At 69.6% G+C, this 15,916-nt stretch carries 13 protein-coding genes; 4 read left to right on the plus strand and 9 right to left on the minus strand.

Annotated elements, in window-relative coordinates; translation table 11 throughout:
- Nucleotides 1–24 precede the first annotated feature (24 nt).
- Complete coding sequence (locus EIZ44_RS04895; protein ID WP_134665560.1) at nt 25–513, plus strand: TetR family transcriptional regulator; 489 nt, start codon at nt 25–27, stop codon at nt 511–513.
- Here the strand turns inward: EIZ44_RS04895 and EIZ44_RS04900 are convergent.
- The 6 genes from EIZ44_RS04900 to EIZ44_RS04920 all read right to left on the minus strand — a co-directional run bounded on the left by EIZ44_RS04900 (nt 510) and on the right by EIZ44_RS04920 (nt 7,695).
- Nucleotides 510–1,010 carry a MarR family winged helix-turn-helix transcriptional regulator gene (locus EIZ44_RS04900; protein ID WP_167753965.1) on the minus strand — a complete coding sequence of 167 codons (501 nt, stop codon included), beginning with the start codon at nt 1,008–1,010 and terminating at the stop codon, nt 510–512. The genes EIZ44_RS04895 and EIZ44_RS04900 overlap by 4 nt on opposite strands.
- A 156-nt stretch (nt 1,011–1,166) precedes the next feature.
- A complete protein-coding gene (locus EIZ44_RS45075) occupies nt 1,167–2,075 on the minus strand; it encodes a glycine betaine ABC transporter substrate-binding protein (protein WP_037811741.1) in 909 nt (302 codons plus the stop codon).
- A 33-nt stretch (nt 2,076–2,108) separates the two neighbouring features.
- The gene (locus EIZ44_RS45080; protein ID WP_037811739.1) at nt 2,109–2,993 is read right to left on the minus strand and encodes an ABC transporter permease; all 885 of its coding nucleotides are present in this window, start codon (nt 2,991–2,993) and stop codon (nt 2,109–2,111) included.
- Nucleotides 2,986–4,212: a quaternary amine ABC transporter ATP-binding protein gene (locus EIZ44_RS04910; RefSeq protein WP_051728871.1), complete on the minus strand. Its 1,227-nt coding sequence runs from the start codon at nt 4,210–4,212 to the stop codon at nt 2,986–2,988. Before EIZ44_RS04910 ends, EIZ44_RS45080 begins: the two co-directional genes overlap by 8 nt.
- A 729-nt stretch (nt 4,213–4,941) precedes the next feature.
- Complete coding sequence (locus EIZ44_RS04915) at nt 4,942–5,565, minus strand: HU family DNA-binding protein (RefSeq protein ID WP_037811736.1); 624 nt, start codon at nt 5,563–5,565, stop codon at nt 4,942–4,944.
- A 1,428-nt stretch (nt 5,566–6,993) separates the two neighbouring features.
- Entirely contained in the window at nt 6,994–7,695 is a 702-nt protein-coding gene (locus EIZ44_RS04920; protein WP_009074079.1) for an IclR family transcriptional regulator, read from the minus strand.
- A 145-nt stretch (nt 7,696–7,840) separates the two neighbouring features.
- Between EIZ44_RS04920 and leuC the strand changes: the two genes are divergently transcribed.
- The 3 genes from leuC to EIZ44_RS04935 all read left to right on the plus strand — a co-directional run bounded on the left by leuC (nt 7,841) and on the right by EIZ44_RS04935 (nt 10,775).
- The gene (leuC, locus tag EIZ44_RS04925) at nt 7,841–9,265 is read left to right on the plus strand and encodes a 3-isopropylmalate dehydratase large subunit (RefSeq protein ID WP_134727832.1); all 1,425 of its coding nucleotides are present in this window, start codon (nt 7,841–7,843) and stop codon (nt 9,263–9,265) included.
- 23 nt (nt 9,266–9,288) lie between these two features.
- A complete protein-coding gene (leuD, locus tag EIZ44_RS04930; RefSeq protein ID WP_037811732.1) occupies nt 9,289–9,891 on the plus strand; it encodes a 3-isopropylmalate dehydratase small subunit in 603 nt (200 codons plus the stop codon).
- Nucleotides 9,892–10,133: 242 nt separating this feature from the next.
- Nucleotides 10,134–10,775 (plus strand): HU family DNA-binding protein, encoded by a 642-nt coding sequence (locus EIZ44_RS04935; RefSeq protein WP_037811731.1) that lies wholly within the window; start codon nt 10,134–10,136, stop codon nt 10,773–10,775.
- A 1,015-nt stretch (nt 10,776–11,790) separates the two neighbouring features.
- On the opposite strand, the gene EIZ44_RS04940 is transcribed toward EIZ44_RS04935, so the two are convergent.
- The 3 genes from EIZ44_RS04940 to cofC are packed head-to-tail and all read right to left on the minus strand — an operon-like array spanning nt 11,791 to nt 15,837.
- Nucleotides 11,791–12,738 carry an NUDIX hydrolase gene (locus tag EIZ44_RS04940; protein WP_037811730.1) on the minus strand — a complete coding sequence of 316 codons (948 nt, stop codon included), beginning with the start codon at nt 12,736–12,738 and terminating at the stop codon, nt 11,791–11,793.
- Nucleotides 12,735–15,149, minus strand: a complete 2,415-nt coding sequence (locus EIZ44_RS04945) for an RNA degradosome polyphosphate kinase (protein WP_199817566.1) — start codon at nt 15,147–15,149, stop codon at nt 12,735–12,737. The genes EIZ44_RS04940 and EIZ44_RS04945 overlap by 4 nt, the downstream gene beginning before the upstream one ends.
- Nucleotides 15,150–15,204: 55 nt before the next feature.
- The gene (gene cofC / locus EIZ44_RS04950; RefSeq protein ID WP_134665553.1) at nt 15,205–15,837 is read right to left on the minus strand and encodes a 2-phospho-L-lactate guanylyltransferase; all 633 of its coding nucleotides are present in this window, start codon (nt 15,835–15,837) and stop codon (nt 15,205–15,207) included.
- Between the last annotated feature and the right edge of the window lie 79 nt (nt 15,838–15,916).

The raw sequence follows: 15,916 nt of genomic DNA on the forward strand, positions 1-15,916 counted from the left end.
AAGACTTCGGCTAGGCTGGGCGCCATGGGTAATCGCGAGGATCTGCTGGCCGGGGCGAAGCACTGCTTGATCGAGCGGGGCTGGGGCAATACGACGGTGCGCGACATCGCGGCCGCGGCGGGGGTCAGTCACGCGGCGATCGGCTACCACTTCGGGTCGCGGGACGCGTTGCTCACGCAGGCGCTGGTCGCGGCGGTCGACGAGCTGGGCGGTCAGGTCGCGGATTCGTCCTTCGACCTGTCCGAGCAGGGGCTGAGCCGGCTGATCGACAGTTTCGGCGAGCACCGGGCGCTGTGGGTCGCGCAGTTGGAAGCGCTCGTGCAGGCCGAGCGGTCACCGGACGTGCGCCGGCATCTCGTGCAGGGGCTGCGGGAGGCGCGCGCCGGGGTCGGCGGGGCGGCGCAGAGCGCGTTGGTGATCGGGCTGATGGTGCAGTGGCTGCTCGACCCGGAGGAGGCCCCGTCGGCGAAAGAAGTGACCGACGGGATTCGCGCGGTGGCGGCGGAAAGCTAGACCCAGACGGCGTCGGCCGGGTTTCCGGCGGGCGGTTCGCCGCCCGCTTCGGCGAACGCGGTCAGCGCGTCGACCAGGCCGCGGCGGGCCGATTCGGGCATTTTCTCCACGACGGCGGCGATTTCGCGTCGCCGCCGTTGGGTGACGACGCGGACGATCCGGTCGCCTTCCTGAGTGAGTTCGATGACGACCTCGCGCCGGGACGACGGGTTGCCCAAACGGGCGACCAGTTCGACGGCGACCAGCCGGTCGATCATCCGGCTCGCGGTGGACGGCGTGACGCCGAGATGTTCGGCGAGCGCGGCCTGTTTCAGCGGGCCGCGGGAATGCAGCACCACCAGGAGCCGGAATTGCGGCATCGTGATGAGGTCGCCGACGGAGGCGATGGACCGCGCGGACACCGCGACGAGCAGCCGCGAAGCGGTGAGCACGGCTTCGGTGACCGCGTCGACGTCGTCGGGTACGTCGGTGCGAGCGGAGATCGGCGCGCGAGACATATGCCCAGTGTGCCGCATCCCGCGGCGGATTCCGCTCGATAACGGTGCTGGGCAACGAATCAGGGGGAATCGGGCCGTCCCGGCTGCCCGACCGGCGGAAAAAAGAAACGACCCCGCGTCCCGGCGAACGGGAGGCGGGGTCGTTCCGGAGCCTGCTCAGAGACCGGCGAAAGCCTGGTCCACGAACTGCTTGTGCTGATCCGCCCACTGCTTGGCGGCGGTCTTTTCCTGGCCCTTCGGAGCCTTCTGGATCGCGTCCTCGAGCGAACCGAGGTCCTCGTCCGACATCTTCAGCTTCTTGGCCACGCCGGCGAGCGCCGGGAAGTCCTTCTCGAAGCCCTTGCGGCCCAGCGCGTGGATCTGCTCGCCCTTGCCCATCGCGCCCTTCGGGTCCTGGAGATCCTTGAGCTGGTAGCGCGAGTACGCCCAGTGCGGGTGCCACAGCGTCACGACGATCGGCTTCTTAGCCTTGATCGAGCTGTCGAGCGCGGCCAGCATCGCGGTGGTCGACGAGTTCTGCAGGGTCATCGCGCCGTCGAGGCCGTACTGCGGGATCGCGTTCTTCTGCACGATGCCCGTCTCGCCCGCGCTCGCCTCGATGCCGGTGATCTTGCCGCCGAACATGCTCGCCTTGTCCTTGAGGTCGGCGATGCTGTTGACGTCCTTCACGTAGTCCGGAACGGCGAGGTTCAGGGTCGCCTTGTCGTACCAGACGCCGAGGTCTTCGAGCTGGTTCTTGTACTGGTCCCAGTACTGCTTGTGCGTCGCGGGCAGCCACGAGTCGAGGAACAGGTCGACGTCGCCCTTCGCGAGGCCCGCGTAGATCGGGCCGACGTCGAGCATCTGCGTCTTGACCTTGTAGCCCTTCTCCTCCAGCACCGCCTGGTACAGGTTGGTGAGGGCGACGTCCTCGTCCCAGTTGATGTAGCCGATGGTGACGCTCTTGGCTTCCTGGCTGTTGCCCGACTGGGACTCCCGGCCGCCGCACGCCGCGGTGAGGCCGACCAGGGCCGTCACGGCGGCGCCGATGGCGATGATCCGGCCGAAGCGTTTCGATGTGCGCACTCGTTCGTCCTTTCTCGTTGCGGTGGAGGTGGATCAGGCCGCGTCGGCCCGGCGGAGGGCGCGGCCCACCGCCGAGCGCGCCCCGAGCGAAGAGGTGAGCCGGTCGAGATAGATCGCCAGCACGACCACGCTGAGACCGGCTTGGAAACCCAAGTCCAGCTTGAGGCTCGTGACCGCGGCGTACACCTCGGCGCCGAGTCCCGGAGCGCCGACCATGCCGGAGATCACGACCATCGACAGCGACAGCATGATGATCTGGTTGATCCCGGCCATGATCGACGGCATCGCGAGCGGGATCTGGATCTCCCGCAGGATCCGCCGCGGCGGCGAGCCGAACGCCTCGCCTGCCTCGACCATTTCCGGGTCGACCTGGCGGATGCCGAGTTCGGTCAGCCGCACGCCCGGCGGCAGCGAGAACACGACAGTCGCCACCACGCCCGGCACCGCGCCGATCGAGAAGAAGAAGATGACCGGGATCAGGTACACGAACGCGGGCAGCGTCTGCATGAAGTCCAGCACCGGCTTCACGATCCGACTCACTGTTTCGTTGCGCGCGGCCGCGATCCCGACCGGCACTGCGATCACCACCGCGACCACGCCGGAAATCAGCACCTGCGAAAGGGTCTGCATCGCGGAGGGGAACTCGCGGAGGCTGTCGATGAGCGCGAACCCGATCGCCGAGCCGAGGCCGAACTTCCAGCCTCGCAGCCACCAGCCGAGCGCCGCGAAGATCACGAGCAGCACGGGCCACGGCACCCAGGTCAGGGCCGAGGAAAGGCCGTTGATCGCACCGCTGACGACGGTTTCGACGAAATCGAAGAACGGGCCGATGTTGCCCTGCAGCCAGTCGATGATCGCCTTGAACCAGGTGCCGACGGGAATCTGCGGCAGATCGCCGAAGAGGACGCTGTCAGACACGGGCGTTCACCTCCTGTTCGTCGTTTTCTCCTGAGCTCAGCGCGTTCAGCAGCGCCTCCCGGGTCACCGCGCCGAGCAGCGCGCCCTCGGCGTCGACCACCGCGAGCGGCGCGGGCGCGGAAGCGGCGTGGCCGAACAGTTCGGCCATCTGGGTTTCCGGGCTGGTGCGCGCGGCGGAACGGTCGACGAGGCCGGCGATCGTTTCCGTGCCGTTGTCGGCGGCTTCGCTCACCGCGCGCCGGTCGACCGCGCCGGCGAACTTGCCGTCCTCGGTCACCAGCACGCCGGAGAGTTCGTTCCGGCGCATCGTTTCCAGCGCTTCGGCGACGGTCGTGGCCGGGGTGAACGAGATGTCCGCGGGCGCCATCACGGCGGACGCGGTGAGCACCCGGGAACGGTCGACATCGCGGACGAACTTCGCGACGTATTCGTCGGCCGGTTCGGTGAGCATCTCCTGCGCGGTCGCGACCTGCACGATCCGGCCGTCGCGCATCATCGCGATCCGGTCGCCGAGGCGCATGGCCTCGTTGAGGTCGTGCGTGATGAACACGATCGTTTTGCCCAGCTGCCGCTGCAGCGTCAGGAGCTGGTCCTGCATCTCCTTGCGGATCAACGGGTCCAGCGCGCTGAACGCCTCGTCCATCAGCAGAATCTCGGTGTCCGCGGCCAGCGCGCGGGCGAGGCCGACGCGCTGGCGCATCCCGCCGGAAAGCTGACCGGGCAACCGGTCCTCCCATCCGGTGAGCCCGACCATCTCGAGTGCTTCGGCGGTGCGTTCGCGCTGCCGCTCGCGCGGAGCGTTCTGCACGCTCAGCCCGTAGGCGACGTTCTCCGCGACCGTGCGGTGCGGGAACAGCGCGAAGTGCTGGAACACCATGCTCATCCGCCGCTGGCGCAGCTCGCGCACCTCGCTCGCGGACTTGTCGGTCAGGTCGATGTCGTCGACCAGCACCCGCCCGGAAGTGGCCGGGAGCAATCCGTTCAGCGTGCGCAGCAGGGTCGACTTGCCCGAACCGGACAGTCCCATCACCACGAAAATTTCGCCGCGCTCCACGGTGAAGGAGGCGTCGATCACCGCCGCGGTCACGCCGGGCAGCTCCAATTCGGCGCGGTCGGCGCCGTTCTCCAGCTTGCCGACCGCTTCTTCCGCCCGGCGGCCGAACACTTTGTACAGCTTCTCCACACGAACTATCGGCACAGTCGTCTCATGTTCTCGCATTCGGGGTCCTTGCCGGGCGTCATGATTGCATAGACCAACAGTGATCGGAGCCGATCGCGCGACCGCTTCACCGATGACGGCCGGTTTTCGTGGCCCGGCACCCACTTTCGCGGGCGCGGTGCGCGCGCCCGCGAGACACCGGTGCGGCGGCGGGGAAAAGACGGTGTGCGCTGGCGAAACCAGTCCGGATTCGCCGGTTCGCCCGACTGGATTACCGGTGGCGACAGTGCGTGGTTGTCACGTTCGCATAACAACCCGAAAGTCTGTTGTGGACCTTGCGCGGCCTGGGTGATCGCGGACACCTGGCGGCCACGCATGGTGCCGGGCCGGACACGGCAAGGAAACCCCGGAGACCGCTTCGCGCGGGCGTTCGCACTTGCTTGGGGGAACAGGTGATCGACTGGAGGCGGCGGCGAGATGGCCGGTGCGATCGGGAAAACGCAGAGGCGTTCCCTCGATTTCCTTCGCGCTGCGCGGTTGTGGTGCGGCGGGGACAATGCCCGCCGCTGCGACCCAGCTGTCGCTTCACGGTCCGGGAGAGCCGTACGGGCAAGCGTGCCAACGGATCTTGACGGTCGACGCGCTGCTGGGGAATCGGGGTCGTCCGTGCGCCGTTTGCTCCGAATGCCGGAGAGCGCATGCGGCGCGGGAAAAAAGGGCAGAGATGCGGCAAGCCCCGCCCGGGGAGAAGCCGGGCGGGGCTTGCGGTCTGCTTCCGGAGAAGCGGAGTTACTTCTTCTTCGCGGCCGAGGTGCGCTTGGCCGGAGCCTTCTTCGCGGTCGCCGTGGTCTTCTTGGCGGCCGGCTTGGCGGCGGCCTTCGCCCGCGTGGTGGTGGCCTTCGGAGCCGCCTTGGCCGCGGTGGCCTTGGTGGCGGTCGCCTTGGCGCGGGTGGTGGTGGCCTTCGCGGCGGTGGCCTTGGCGGGAGCCTTGGCCGCGGTGGCGCGGGTGCGGGTGGCGGCCGGCTTGGCGGCGGTGGCCTTGGCGCGAGTGGTGGTCGTCGCCGTGGCGCGGGTGGCGGTCGCCTTCGCGGTGCTGGCGGTCGCACGCTTCACGGCAGTCGCCTTCGGCAGCTTCTTGGAGCCGGAGATGACGTCCTTGAACGTGGTGCCCGCGCGGAACGCCGGAACGTTGGTCTTCTTGACCCGCACGGCTTCGCCGGTGCGCGGGTTGCGCGCGGTGCGGGCGGCACGAGCGCGCTTTTCGAAGACACCGAAGCCGGTGATGGTGACCTTTTCGCCCTTGTGGACGGTGCGGATGATGATGTCGACGAGACCGTCGACGGCTTCCGCTGCTGCCTTCTTGTCGCCGATGCGCTCCGACAGAGCTTCGATCAGCTGGGCCTTGTTGGCCATTCCAGTTCCTCCAACCAGAACTTGTTTTATACGGCCATACAGGCCGAACGCAGTCATTATCACCCATAGACTTCGCAAGTCCAATCGGGACCTGCCTTTTTCGTTGCCGTGTCGGCTAACCGGAGAGCGGGCGAGCCGCCCGAAGCGCCGGATTCTTTCACTGGCCGGAAGACCCGCGAGAGTGCTTGCGGCACCGGCAAAGTCGCATGTGGACAGCCGCTGGCCTGCGGTTTTGCCTTTTCTTGAGGTGTCGTGGCTGGGTCCGGCGGCGGTGCTCGGACGACCCGTGCAGCGGCCGGACGGTCTACTGAGGACGATCGAAGACCGCGCGAAAAAGGCTGCCTCGCACGGGCGTGGCGGAGCGGGGGCTGGGCGACAGAGGCGTTCCGCGGGGCGTCGTGGTTGGCGGCGGGGAGGGTCTGCGGGAGGGGCTCGAGGTCGTTCGATCGGGTGCGGCGGCGGGGGCGGGGAATCGTGCGGCGGGGCGGAATCGTTCGCGGTGCCGGGTTTGGGTTCGGCTGCGGGGTGCGTTGGGTTCGCGGGACGTCGCGTCGGTGGGATCGGTTGTGGGGGAAGGGCGGTTCTTGGCGGGGTGGCGGAGAGGCGGTCGGGGCTTTGGGTTCGTCGCGTGGGGCGAGGGGAGCGGCTTCGCGTTAGGGGAGGGCTGTCGGGGAAGGGTTGAGCGGCGGAGTCGTTCCTCGGGTGCTTCGGCGGTGGCGCTTGGGGTCTGGCTGTCGGGCGGGGTGTGTTCGCGGTAACCGCGTCAGGGTTGTCGATGGGAAAGGCTGCCTCCTGCCGGTGCGGTGGAGAGGCGGTTGGGGTGGGCGGGCTTTGGATTCGGGTCTGACAGGCGTCGATGTGAAAAGGCCGCCTCCCGCCGGGGTGGAGGAGAGGCGGTCGGGGCTTTGGGTTCGTCGCGTGGGGCGAGGGGAGCGGCTTCGCGTTAGGGGAGGGCTGTCGGGGAAGGGTTGAGCGGCGGAGTCGTTCCTCGGGTGCTTCGGCGGTGGCGCTTGGGGTCTGGCTGTCGGGCGGGGTGTGTTCGCGGTAACCGCGTCAGGGTTGTCGATGGGAAAGGCTGCCTCCTGCCGGTGCGGTGGAGAGGCGGTTGGGGTGGGCGGGCTTTGGATTCGGGTCTGACAGGCGTCGATGTGAAAAGGCCGCCTCCCGCCGGGGTGGAGGAGAGGCGGTCGGGGCTTTGGGTTCGTCGCGTGGGGCGAGGGGAGCGGCTTCGCGTTAGGGGAGGGCTGTCGGGGAAGGGTTGAGCGGCGGAGTCGTTCCCCGGGTGCTTCGGCAGTGGCGCTTGGGGTCTGGCCGTCGGGCGGGATGTGTTCGCGGTAACCCGCGTCAGGGGGCGTCGATGTGAAAAGGCCGCCTCCCGCCGGGGTGGCGGAAGGCGGCCTGGGGTTGGCGCGTGGTGGGAGGCGGGCGTTAGAGGCGTTCCTGGAGCGCGTCGGCGGCGGCGAGGAGATCGGCCGCCCACCGGGCGCCGGGCTTGCGCCCTATGCGTTCGATCGGGCCGGAGACCGATACCGCGGCGACGACGGTTCCGGAGGAATCGCGCACCGGGGCGGAAACGCTCGCGACGCCGGGTTCGCGTTCGGCGACGCTTTGCGCCCAGCCGCGGCGGCGGACTTCGAGCAGAGTGCGTTCGCCGTAAACCGCGTCGGCGAGGATCGTCCGTTGCGTGTGCGGATCCGACCACGCGGCAAGGACCTTCGCGCCCGAGCCCGCCGTCATCGGCAGGCGCGAGCCGATCGGAACCGTGTCGCGCAAACCGCTCGGCGGTTCCGCGGTCGAAACGCACACGCGCTGCACGCCGTCGCGCCGGTAAAGCTGAACGCTTTCGCCGGTGATGTCCCGGAGCTTCGGCAGCACCGAACTCGCCGCGTCGAGCAACGGGTCGGTCGAGCCGCCCGCGAGTTCGGCGAGCGCGGTGCCCGGCCGCCAGCGCCCGTCCGGGCCGCGCCGCAACAGGCGATGCACCTCGAGCCCGACCGCGAGCCGGTGCGCGGTCGCGCGCGGAAGCCCGGTGCGCGTGCACAGTTCCGCCAGCCCGCACGGGTCCTCGGCGACGGCCTGCAGCACGGCCACGGCTTTGTCCAGTACTCCGATACCGCTATGCTGTCCCACGACGCGATACTATCTTCCCGCAGTGTGGGAAGTCCAGAATCTGGGAAAAACGAAACCCGGGCCCGCGGCCAGCCGCGGCTCGCCCCTCCTCACCGGCTCTGTCCGGGTTCCGTGCTCCCGGCCGATCCCGTGGAAGGAGCCGGAGATGACCACCCCCACCGGCAAGGCTCGTACGCTGGCGGAGAAGGTGTGGGACAGCCACCTCGTGCGCCGAGGCGAAGGCGCCGAACCGGATCTGCTCTACATCGACCTCCACCTGGTGCACGAAGTGACCAGCCCGCAGGCGTTCGACGGACTGCGGCTGGCCGGGCGGCAGGTGCGCCGCCCCGACCTCACCATCGCCACCGAGGACCACAACGTCCCCACCGTCGACATCGACCTCCCGATCGCCGACCCGGTCTCCCGCACCCAGGTCGACACGCTTCGCCGCAACTGCAAGGAGTTCGGCGTCCGGCTGCACCCGATGGGCGACGCCGAACAGGGCATCGTGCACGTGATCGGACCGCAGCTCGGGCTGACCCAGCCGGGCACCACCGTGGTGTGCGGCGACAGTCACACCTCGACGCACGGCGCGTTCGGCGCGATGGCCTTCGGCATCGGCACTTCCGAGGTCGAGCACGTGCTCGCCACCCAGACGCTGCCGCTGCGGCCGTTCAAGACGATGGCGATCAACGTCGACGGCACGCTGCAGCCGGGCGTCACCGCGAAGGACGTGATCCTCGCGGTGATCGCCAAAATCGGCACCGGCGGCGGGCAGGGCTACGTCCTCGAGTACCGCGGCAAGGCCATCGAAGACCTGTCGATGGAAGCCCGGATGACCATCTGCAACATGTCGATCGAGGCGGGCGCGCGCGCCGGCATGATCGCGCCGGACGAGACGACCTTCGCCTACCTCAAGGGCCGTCCGCACGCGCCGAAGGGCGAGGAGTGGGACGTCGCCGTCGCCGCCTGGCGCGAGCTGCGCACCGACGAGGGCGCGGAATTCGACGCCGAGGTCCACCTCGACGCGGACCAGCTGACGCCGTTCGTGACCTGGGGCACCAACCCGGGACAGGGCCTGCCGCTGGGCGATTCGGTGCCCGACCCGGCCGCGATCCCGGACGAGAACGCGCGCTTCGCCGCCGAGAAGGCGCTGTCCTATATGGATCTGAAGCCGGGCACGCCGCTGCGCGAGATCGCGGTGGACACCGTTTTCCTCGGGTCCTGCACCAACGGCCGGATCGAGGACCTGCGCGCCGCGGCCGAGGTGCTGCGCGGGCGCAAGGTGGCCGATTCGGTCCGGATGCTCGTGGTGCCCGGTTCGATGCGGGTGCGCAAGACCGCCGAAGAGGAAGGCCTGGACAAGATCTTCGCCGAGGCGGGAGCCGAATGGCGGCAGGCGGGCTGCTCCATGTGTCTCGGGATGAACCCGGACCAGCTCGCCCCCGGCGAGCGGAGCGCGTCCACCTCCAACCGCAACTTCGAGGGACGGCAGGGCAAGGGCGGCCGCACGCACCTCGTCTCGCCGCTCGTGGCCGCCGCCACCGCCGTGCGCGGGACGCTGTCCTCGCCCGCCGACCTGCCCGCCTGACTTCCCCGAGAGGAGCTCCCACCATGGAACCGTTCACCCAGCACACCGGGATCGGGGTCCCGCTGCGCAGGTCCAACGTGGACACTGACCAGATCATCCCGGCCGTCTACCTCAAGCGCGTGACCCGCACCGGATTCGAGGACGGGCTGTTCGCCGCCTGGCGCGGCCAGGAGGACTTCATCCTCAACCAGGAACCGTTCAAGAACGGGTCGGTGCTGGTCGCCGGGCCGGACTTCGGCACCGGTTCGTCGCGCGAGCACGCCGTGTGGGCGTTGATGGACTACGGCTTCCGGGTCGTCATCTCGTCCCGGTTCGCCGACATCTTCCGCGGCAACTCCGGCAAGGGCGGCCTCGTCGCCGCGCAGTGCGAGCAGTCGGATGTCGAACTGCTCTGGAAGCTGCTGGAGAACGAGCCCGGCACCGAGGTGTCGGTGGACCTCGAAGCCAAGACCGTGCGGGCCAAGGACTTCACCGCGCCCTTCCAGATCGACGACTACGTCCGCTGGCGGCTGCTCGAAGGACTCGACGACATCGCGCTGACTCTGCGCCACGCGGGGGACATCGACGAGTTCGAGTCGAAGCGGCCCTCCTGGAAGCCCGCGACGCTTCCCGCCGCGACCTCCTGACCTGCGCCGCCGGGGCCGGATTCCCTGCTCGGAAAGGGAATCCGCCCCCGGCGGGCCCCCTCTTCGCCCACGCCAAACGGAGCCTCCCGGACCCGGAAACGGGTCCTTCGGGAGGGCGGAACCGTTCCCGCCGCAAGGGAAAATTTCGCGTGCCGTTTGGAATTTGTGCTGTCTTGGTAATACCGTGTGCGTTAGCCGGCCGACCTGGCCGTGGACGAAGAGTTCTTCTTGGAGGGACTGGAATGGCCAACAAGGCCCAGCTGATCGAGGCGCTGTCGGAGCGTCTGGGCGACAAAAAGGTTGCTTCGGAGGCCGTCGACGGTCTCGTCGACATCATCATCCGGACGGTCAACAAGGGCGAAAAGGTGAACATCACCGGCTTCGGGGTGTTCGAGAAGCGCGCTCGTGCCGCCCGCACCGCGCGCAACCCGCGCACCGGCGAAGCCGTGCGAGTGAAGAAGACGAACGTTCCGGCGTTCCGCGCGGGCACCACGTTCAAGGACGTGATTTCCGGTTCGAAGAAGCTGCCGAAGGCCACGGCGGCGAAGCGGGCCACGGCCAGCACCGCGAAGGCGACCACCACCCGCGCCGCCTCGACCACCGCCACGCGCAGCACCCGTGCCACGGCGGCGAAGCCCGCCGCCACGCGCACCCGCGCCACCGCGGCCAAGGCTCCCGCCAAGGCCACCGCGGCCAAGACGACGACGCGCGCCACGGCCGCGAAGTCCACCACCACCCGCGCCAAGGCGGCCCCGAAGGCCACCACCACGCGGGCGAAGGCCGCCGCCAAGCCTGCCGCCAAGACCACCGCGGCAGCGAAGAAGACCACGGCCGCGGCCAAGAAGGCCCCGGCGAAGCGCACCTCGGCGGCCAAGAAGAAGTAACAGCCCCGGTATTCGTTGCTTCGCGGCAGGGCCCCGACCTCGGGTGAGGTCGGGGCCCTGCCGCGTTTTCGGGGGCTTGGGCGGCTGGACGGGCGGAGTCTGGCGGGGAGTGGTGAGGCGTTGTGGGGGCTGGGGTTTCGGCTGGGCTGAGCGGGGAGTCGGGGCGGGGTTGTTGTGCGGGCGCTCGGCTGGGCGGCGTGTTTGGGGCGGTGAGTCGGCGCAGGGGTTGCGGTGCTGGCGTGGGGTTGGGGTTTCGTCTGGGTGGGTGCTTCGCGCGGTGAGCAGGGGCAGGGTTGTTGTGCTGGTGCGGGTTAGGTTGCGGCTGCGTGGGGTGCTTCGGGCGGGGAGTCGGACGAGGTTGCGGGGGCTGGGATTGTGGCTGGACGGCGGCGGGTCGCGGGTGGCTGAGGGGTGCCCGGACGAGCGGACCGGGCGCGTTGCGGGGATGGCGCTGCGGGGGCGATTGCGGTGTCGACCTGCTGCGAGAGGGCGGGCGAGCTGTTGTGGCGGGCGGGTTTCGAGGCGGGGCGAGCGGTGGTCAGCCAGACCCCGTTGTGGTCGCGGGGTTTCCGGGCGAGGCGGGACAGCGGGGCAGGCGAGCCGGTGTGGCGAGTCTCTCCGGAGGTCGCGAATTCGCTGCCCCGCCAGGGTTGCCGGAGCGCCTGCCCGGATGGTGTTGGGGCAGTGGGAAGACAGCGTTTCCCGAGGTCGGCGGCCTGTTCGGGCTCCGGGGAGAACCCGCCGAATTGCTGATAAGACAACAGATTCGGGGCCGTCCGGGAAGGCGATCGGATTCCCCGAAGAGGTCGGTCCGGGAGGGCTAATCCGACGCCCGGAGATAAATCCCCGCCGGGGGTAAATAAACCCCGCGAGCGTGTCTCGGACGTCGCTTATGCCGGACCCGCGGATAACTGCTGAGCGGCGCTCAGCAATACCGGTCTCTATATAATCCGAATCGCCGAAGAGCGCGCACGAGAAGGGGCCCGGCGCGCACGCCGGGCCCCTGGTGAAAAAATCAGCCTGCCGAAGGCACCGGAGCGGGCAGCGGGCTCGGGTAATAGTCCGCGCCCACCAGAACCGGTCCGTCGTCGCCGGGGGAGAACGACAGGACCCACAGCGAGCCCTTCTTGCTCGGCACCACCCCGTCGCGGGCGGCGGGCAGTTCCAGGCCGTCCCGGTCCGCCAGCGCGCTCACCAGGTCCGGGATCACCCCGCCCTGGCTGCTGATCAGCGGAGTGCCCCCGTCGGCCGCGATCGCCAGCAGGCGGCGGATTCCGAGCAGCGGGTCGGGCCAGTAGCCCTCCTCCGACAGCAACGGCTCGTGCCGCACCTCGACGCCGAGTGCGTCCGCGATTCCGCCGACGGTCTGCACGCAGCGCAGCCGCGGTGCGGAGAACACCCGGTCGGGGCCGAAGAGCGGCAGCAGGTCTCGCAGTGCGGCCGCTTGGCGTTGGCCGGCTTCCGACAGCGGGCGGAGGTCGTCGTCGCCGGTCCAGTCTTCGCGTTTGCCCGCTTTCGCGTGCCGCACCAGCAACACCGTCGTCGGCGCGGGCGGGAGGGCGCAGAACTCGCGCAGCACCCGGACATCCGCCGGCCGGGTGAGCAGCTGCTCGGCCGCGATCGGGTCCAGCCAGCGCAGTTCGTCGACCTCTTCGTTGGGTGCGAAGGCTCCCTCGACGGCTTCGCCGCTGAAGTAGTCGACGCTCTTGCGCAGCAGCCGCCCGTTGTTCTTCGCGGGGACTTCGTACCTCGTCTGCGCGACATAGCGGCCCAGCACCGCGCGGAACCCGGTCTCCTCGGCGATCTCGCGCACCGCGGTGGCCGCGATCGTTTCGCCGGGGTCGACCTTTCCCTTCGGCAGCGACCAATCGTCGTAGCGGGGCCGGTGCACGACGGCTACCTCGATCCCCGCCCCGGCACGGCGCCAGAGCACCGCGCCCGCGGCCCGGACGTCCACGCTCATCCGACGGCCCCGTGCAGCTTCGCGAGTTCGAGCTGGTGGTCGCGCACCTGCGAACCGGCGGCCGGGAACGGCTGCCATTCGCCCGAGGAACTGAGCACCCAGCAGCGCGTGTGCGGATCGAGCGCCGAATCGAACACCTCGTCCAGCTGCCGTGTCAGCCTCGGGTCCTTGACCCGCACCAGCGCCTCGATCCGGCGGTCGAGGTTGCGGTGCATCATGTCCGCGCTGCCGATCCAGTGCGTGCCGCCCGCCCGGAAGTTGAACACCCGCGAATGCTCCAGGAACCGGCCGAGGATCGAGCGGACGCGGATGTTCTCGCTCAAGCCCTCGACGCCCGGCTTCAGCGAACAGATCCCGCGCACCACCACGTCGACCGGAACGCCTGCCTGCGACGCGTGGTACAGCGCGTCGATCACCTGCTCGTCCACGAGCGAGTTGCACTTGATCCGGATGCCCGCGTCGAGCCCGGCGCGCGCGAGTTCGATCTCCTCGCCGATCGCGCGCACGATGCCGCGGCGGATGCCGTGCGGCGACGTGAGGATCGTGCGGTAGGTGTCCTGGCGCGAGTAGCCGGTGAGGACGTTGAACAGGTCGGTGATGTCCGCGCCGATGCTCGGGTCCGCGGTGAGCAGGCCGAGGTCCTCGTACAGCCGCGCGGTCTTCGGGTTGTAGTTGCCGGTGCCGATGTGGCAGTAGCGGCGGATGGTCGAACCCTCCTGCCGCACCACCATCGACACCTTGCAGTGCGTTTTGAGGCCCACCAAGCCGTACACGACGTGCACGCCCGCGCGTTCCAGCGTGCGCGCCCAGGTGATGTTGGCCTGCTCGTCGAACCGCGCCTTGATCTCCACCAGCGCCACGACCTGCTTGCCCGCCTCGGCGGCGTCGATCAGCGCGTCCACGATCGGCGAATCGCCCGACGTCCGGTACAGCGTCTGCTTGATCGCCAGCACCTTCGAGTCGGCCGCGGCCTGTTCGATGAACCGCTGCACGCTCGTGGAGAACGAGTCATACGGGTGGTGCACCAGGACGTCGCCCTCGCGCAGCGTCGCGAACACGCTCTTGGGCGTCTCGCGTTCGCCGAACGCCGGATGCGTCGCGGGCACGAACGGCCGGTCCTTCAACTCCTTGCGGTCGACCGCGGACAGCTGGAACAGGCAGGTGAGGTCGAGGAGACCCGGCACCTCGACGACGTCCTCGGGATCGACTTCCAGCTCGCGCAGCAGCAGTTCGAGCATGTGCTCGCTCATGTCCTGCGCGACCTCGAGCCGCACCGGCGGGCCGAACCGGCGCTGCGCCAGCTCGCGTTCCAAGGCCTGCAACAGGTCCTCGTCGCGGTCTTCCTCGACCTCGAAGTCGGCGTTGCGGGTGACGCGGAAGACGTGGTGCTCGGTGACCTCCATGCCGGTGAACAGATCGCTCAGGTGCGCGGAGATCAGTTCCTCGAGCGGCAGGAAGGTCGCGGTCCGGTTGCCGCGTTCGGTTTCCACGCGCATCAGCCGCGGCACGTTGCTCGGCACCTTCACGCGCGCGAACCGTTCGAGCCCGCCCTGCGGATCCCGCACCGTCACCGCGAGGTTGAGCGACAGCCCCGAGATGTACGGGAACGGGTGCGCCGGGTCGACCGCGAGCGGCGTGAGCACCGGGAAGATCTGCTCGGAGAAGTAGCTCGACAGCCGGAGCTGGTCGGCCCCGGACAGGTCGGACCAGCCGACGATCCGGATGTCCTGCTCGGCCAGCTGCGGGCGCAGGTGCTCCTTGAACGCGGCGGTGTGCCGCTCGACCAGGTCCTGGTTGCGCTTGGCGATGTAGTCCAGCTGTTCGCGCGGCGTGAGCCCGTCCGCGCTGCGCACCGAGAGGCCGGTGCCGTCGCGCCGTTTCAGCCCGGCGACCCGGACCATGTAGAACTCGTCCAAATTGGACGCGAAAATGGCGAGGAACTTGGCCCGTTCGAGCAGCGGCTGCGATTCGTCCTCGGCCAGCGCGAGCACGCGGGCGTTGAAGTCGAGCCAGGACAGCTCGCGGTTGAAATAACGGTCGTCGGGAAGCGACTCGACGGCGGTGGGCGCGGACGTGACGGCGGGCGGGGCCGAGGGGACGGAGCGGAATTCCTCGCCGCTCTCGGTCGTGGTCCGGCGCGATCGCGCGGCGGCGGGCGGCGCGGCGGGTTTCTTCGCCGAGGTGCGCAGCGCGCTCGACGAGGCGGTTTTGCGCTTGGCCGGTTTGTCTTTGTCCTCAGCCGGAGCCGCCTTGGGTTTTGCCCGGCGGGCCGCCGCGGCGTCGCCGTTCCCGCGCGAGGTCGCCTTCCCGCCCGCGGTGCGCGGGGCCGGGGACGAGGGGGACGCGCTGCTGCCGCTCTTCACGCGCCGCCGGGCCGGAGTGCTGCCGTCTTCTGTGCTCACGCTGCCCATTGTTCACTACGAAGCCGCGGTTTGCGCAGGCCGCGATGAAGGTCGAGTGAACACGTCAGCGCAATTGCGTCCGTTCGGCCGGGAGCAACGCCGCGGTGCGCTTCCCGAGACCGAGTCGCGCGGCGTGGCGCAGATCATCTTCGGTGTCGACGTCGCTGCGCAGCGACGGCAATGCCTGGGTGAGCGGAATCGCACCGGACGCCCGATGCAGTTCCGCGGAACCGGCACCGAAGTGCGGGTCGAGCGGTTTCCCCGGCGCGGACAGCAACAGCGTGGTCCCGGTGCCCTGCCGGTCGAAGACCACCGCGCGCCGGCCGGCGGCTTCGGTGAGCGCCTGTTCCAGATCCACCGCGCGCAACGCGGGGAGATCCGCTTGGAGCGCGCCGACGACTCCGTCCGGCGCGTCCGCGCGCAGCAGCTCCGCGCCGTGGCGCAACGCTTCGTTGAGCCCGCCGCCCGCCGGTTCGGCGACCAGTTCGACGCCGAGACCGGCCAATTCGGACAGCGCGGCCGGATCGGAGGTGACGACGAGCACGCGGCGGACGCGGGCGACCGACGTGACCGCGGCCAGCGTGTCGCAGGCCAGCGCCAGCACCAGTTCGGCGTGCCGGTGCGCGGCGACCGCGCCGCGCAGCCGCGACTTGCCCGCGCCCGGCGGTTTCAGCGGCATGACCAGGTCTGCGTCCACCTGTCCATCTTTACCCGAAACCGCTCGCGCGCGTGCGTGAGTGCACCCTCCCTGGACTGCGCGAACCGGCGCGCGGCAG

The organism is Amycolatopsis nivea (genome assembly GCF_004522235.1).
Lineage (GTDB): Bacteria > Actinomycetota > Actinomycetes > Mycobacteriales > Pseudonocardiaceae > Amycolatopsis > Amycolatopsis nivea.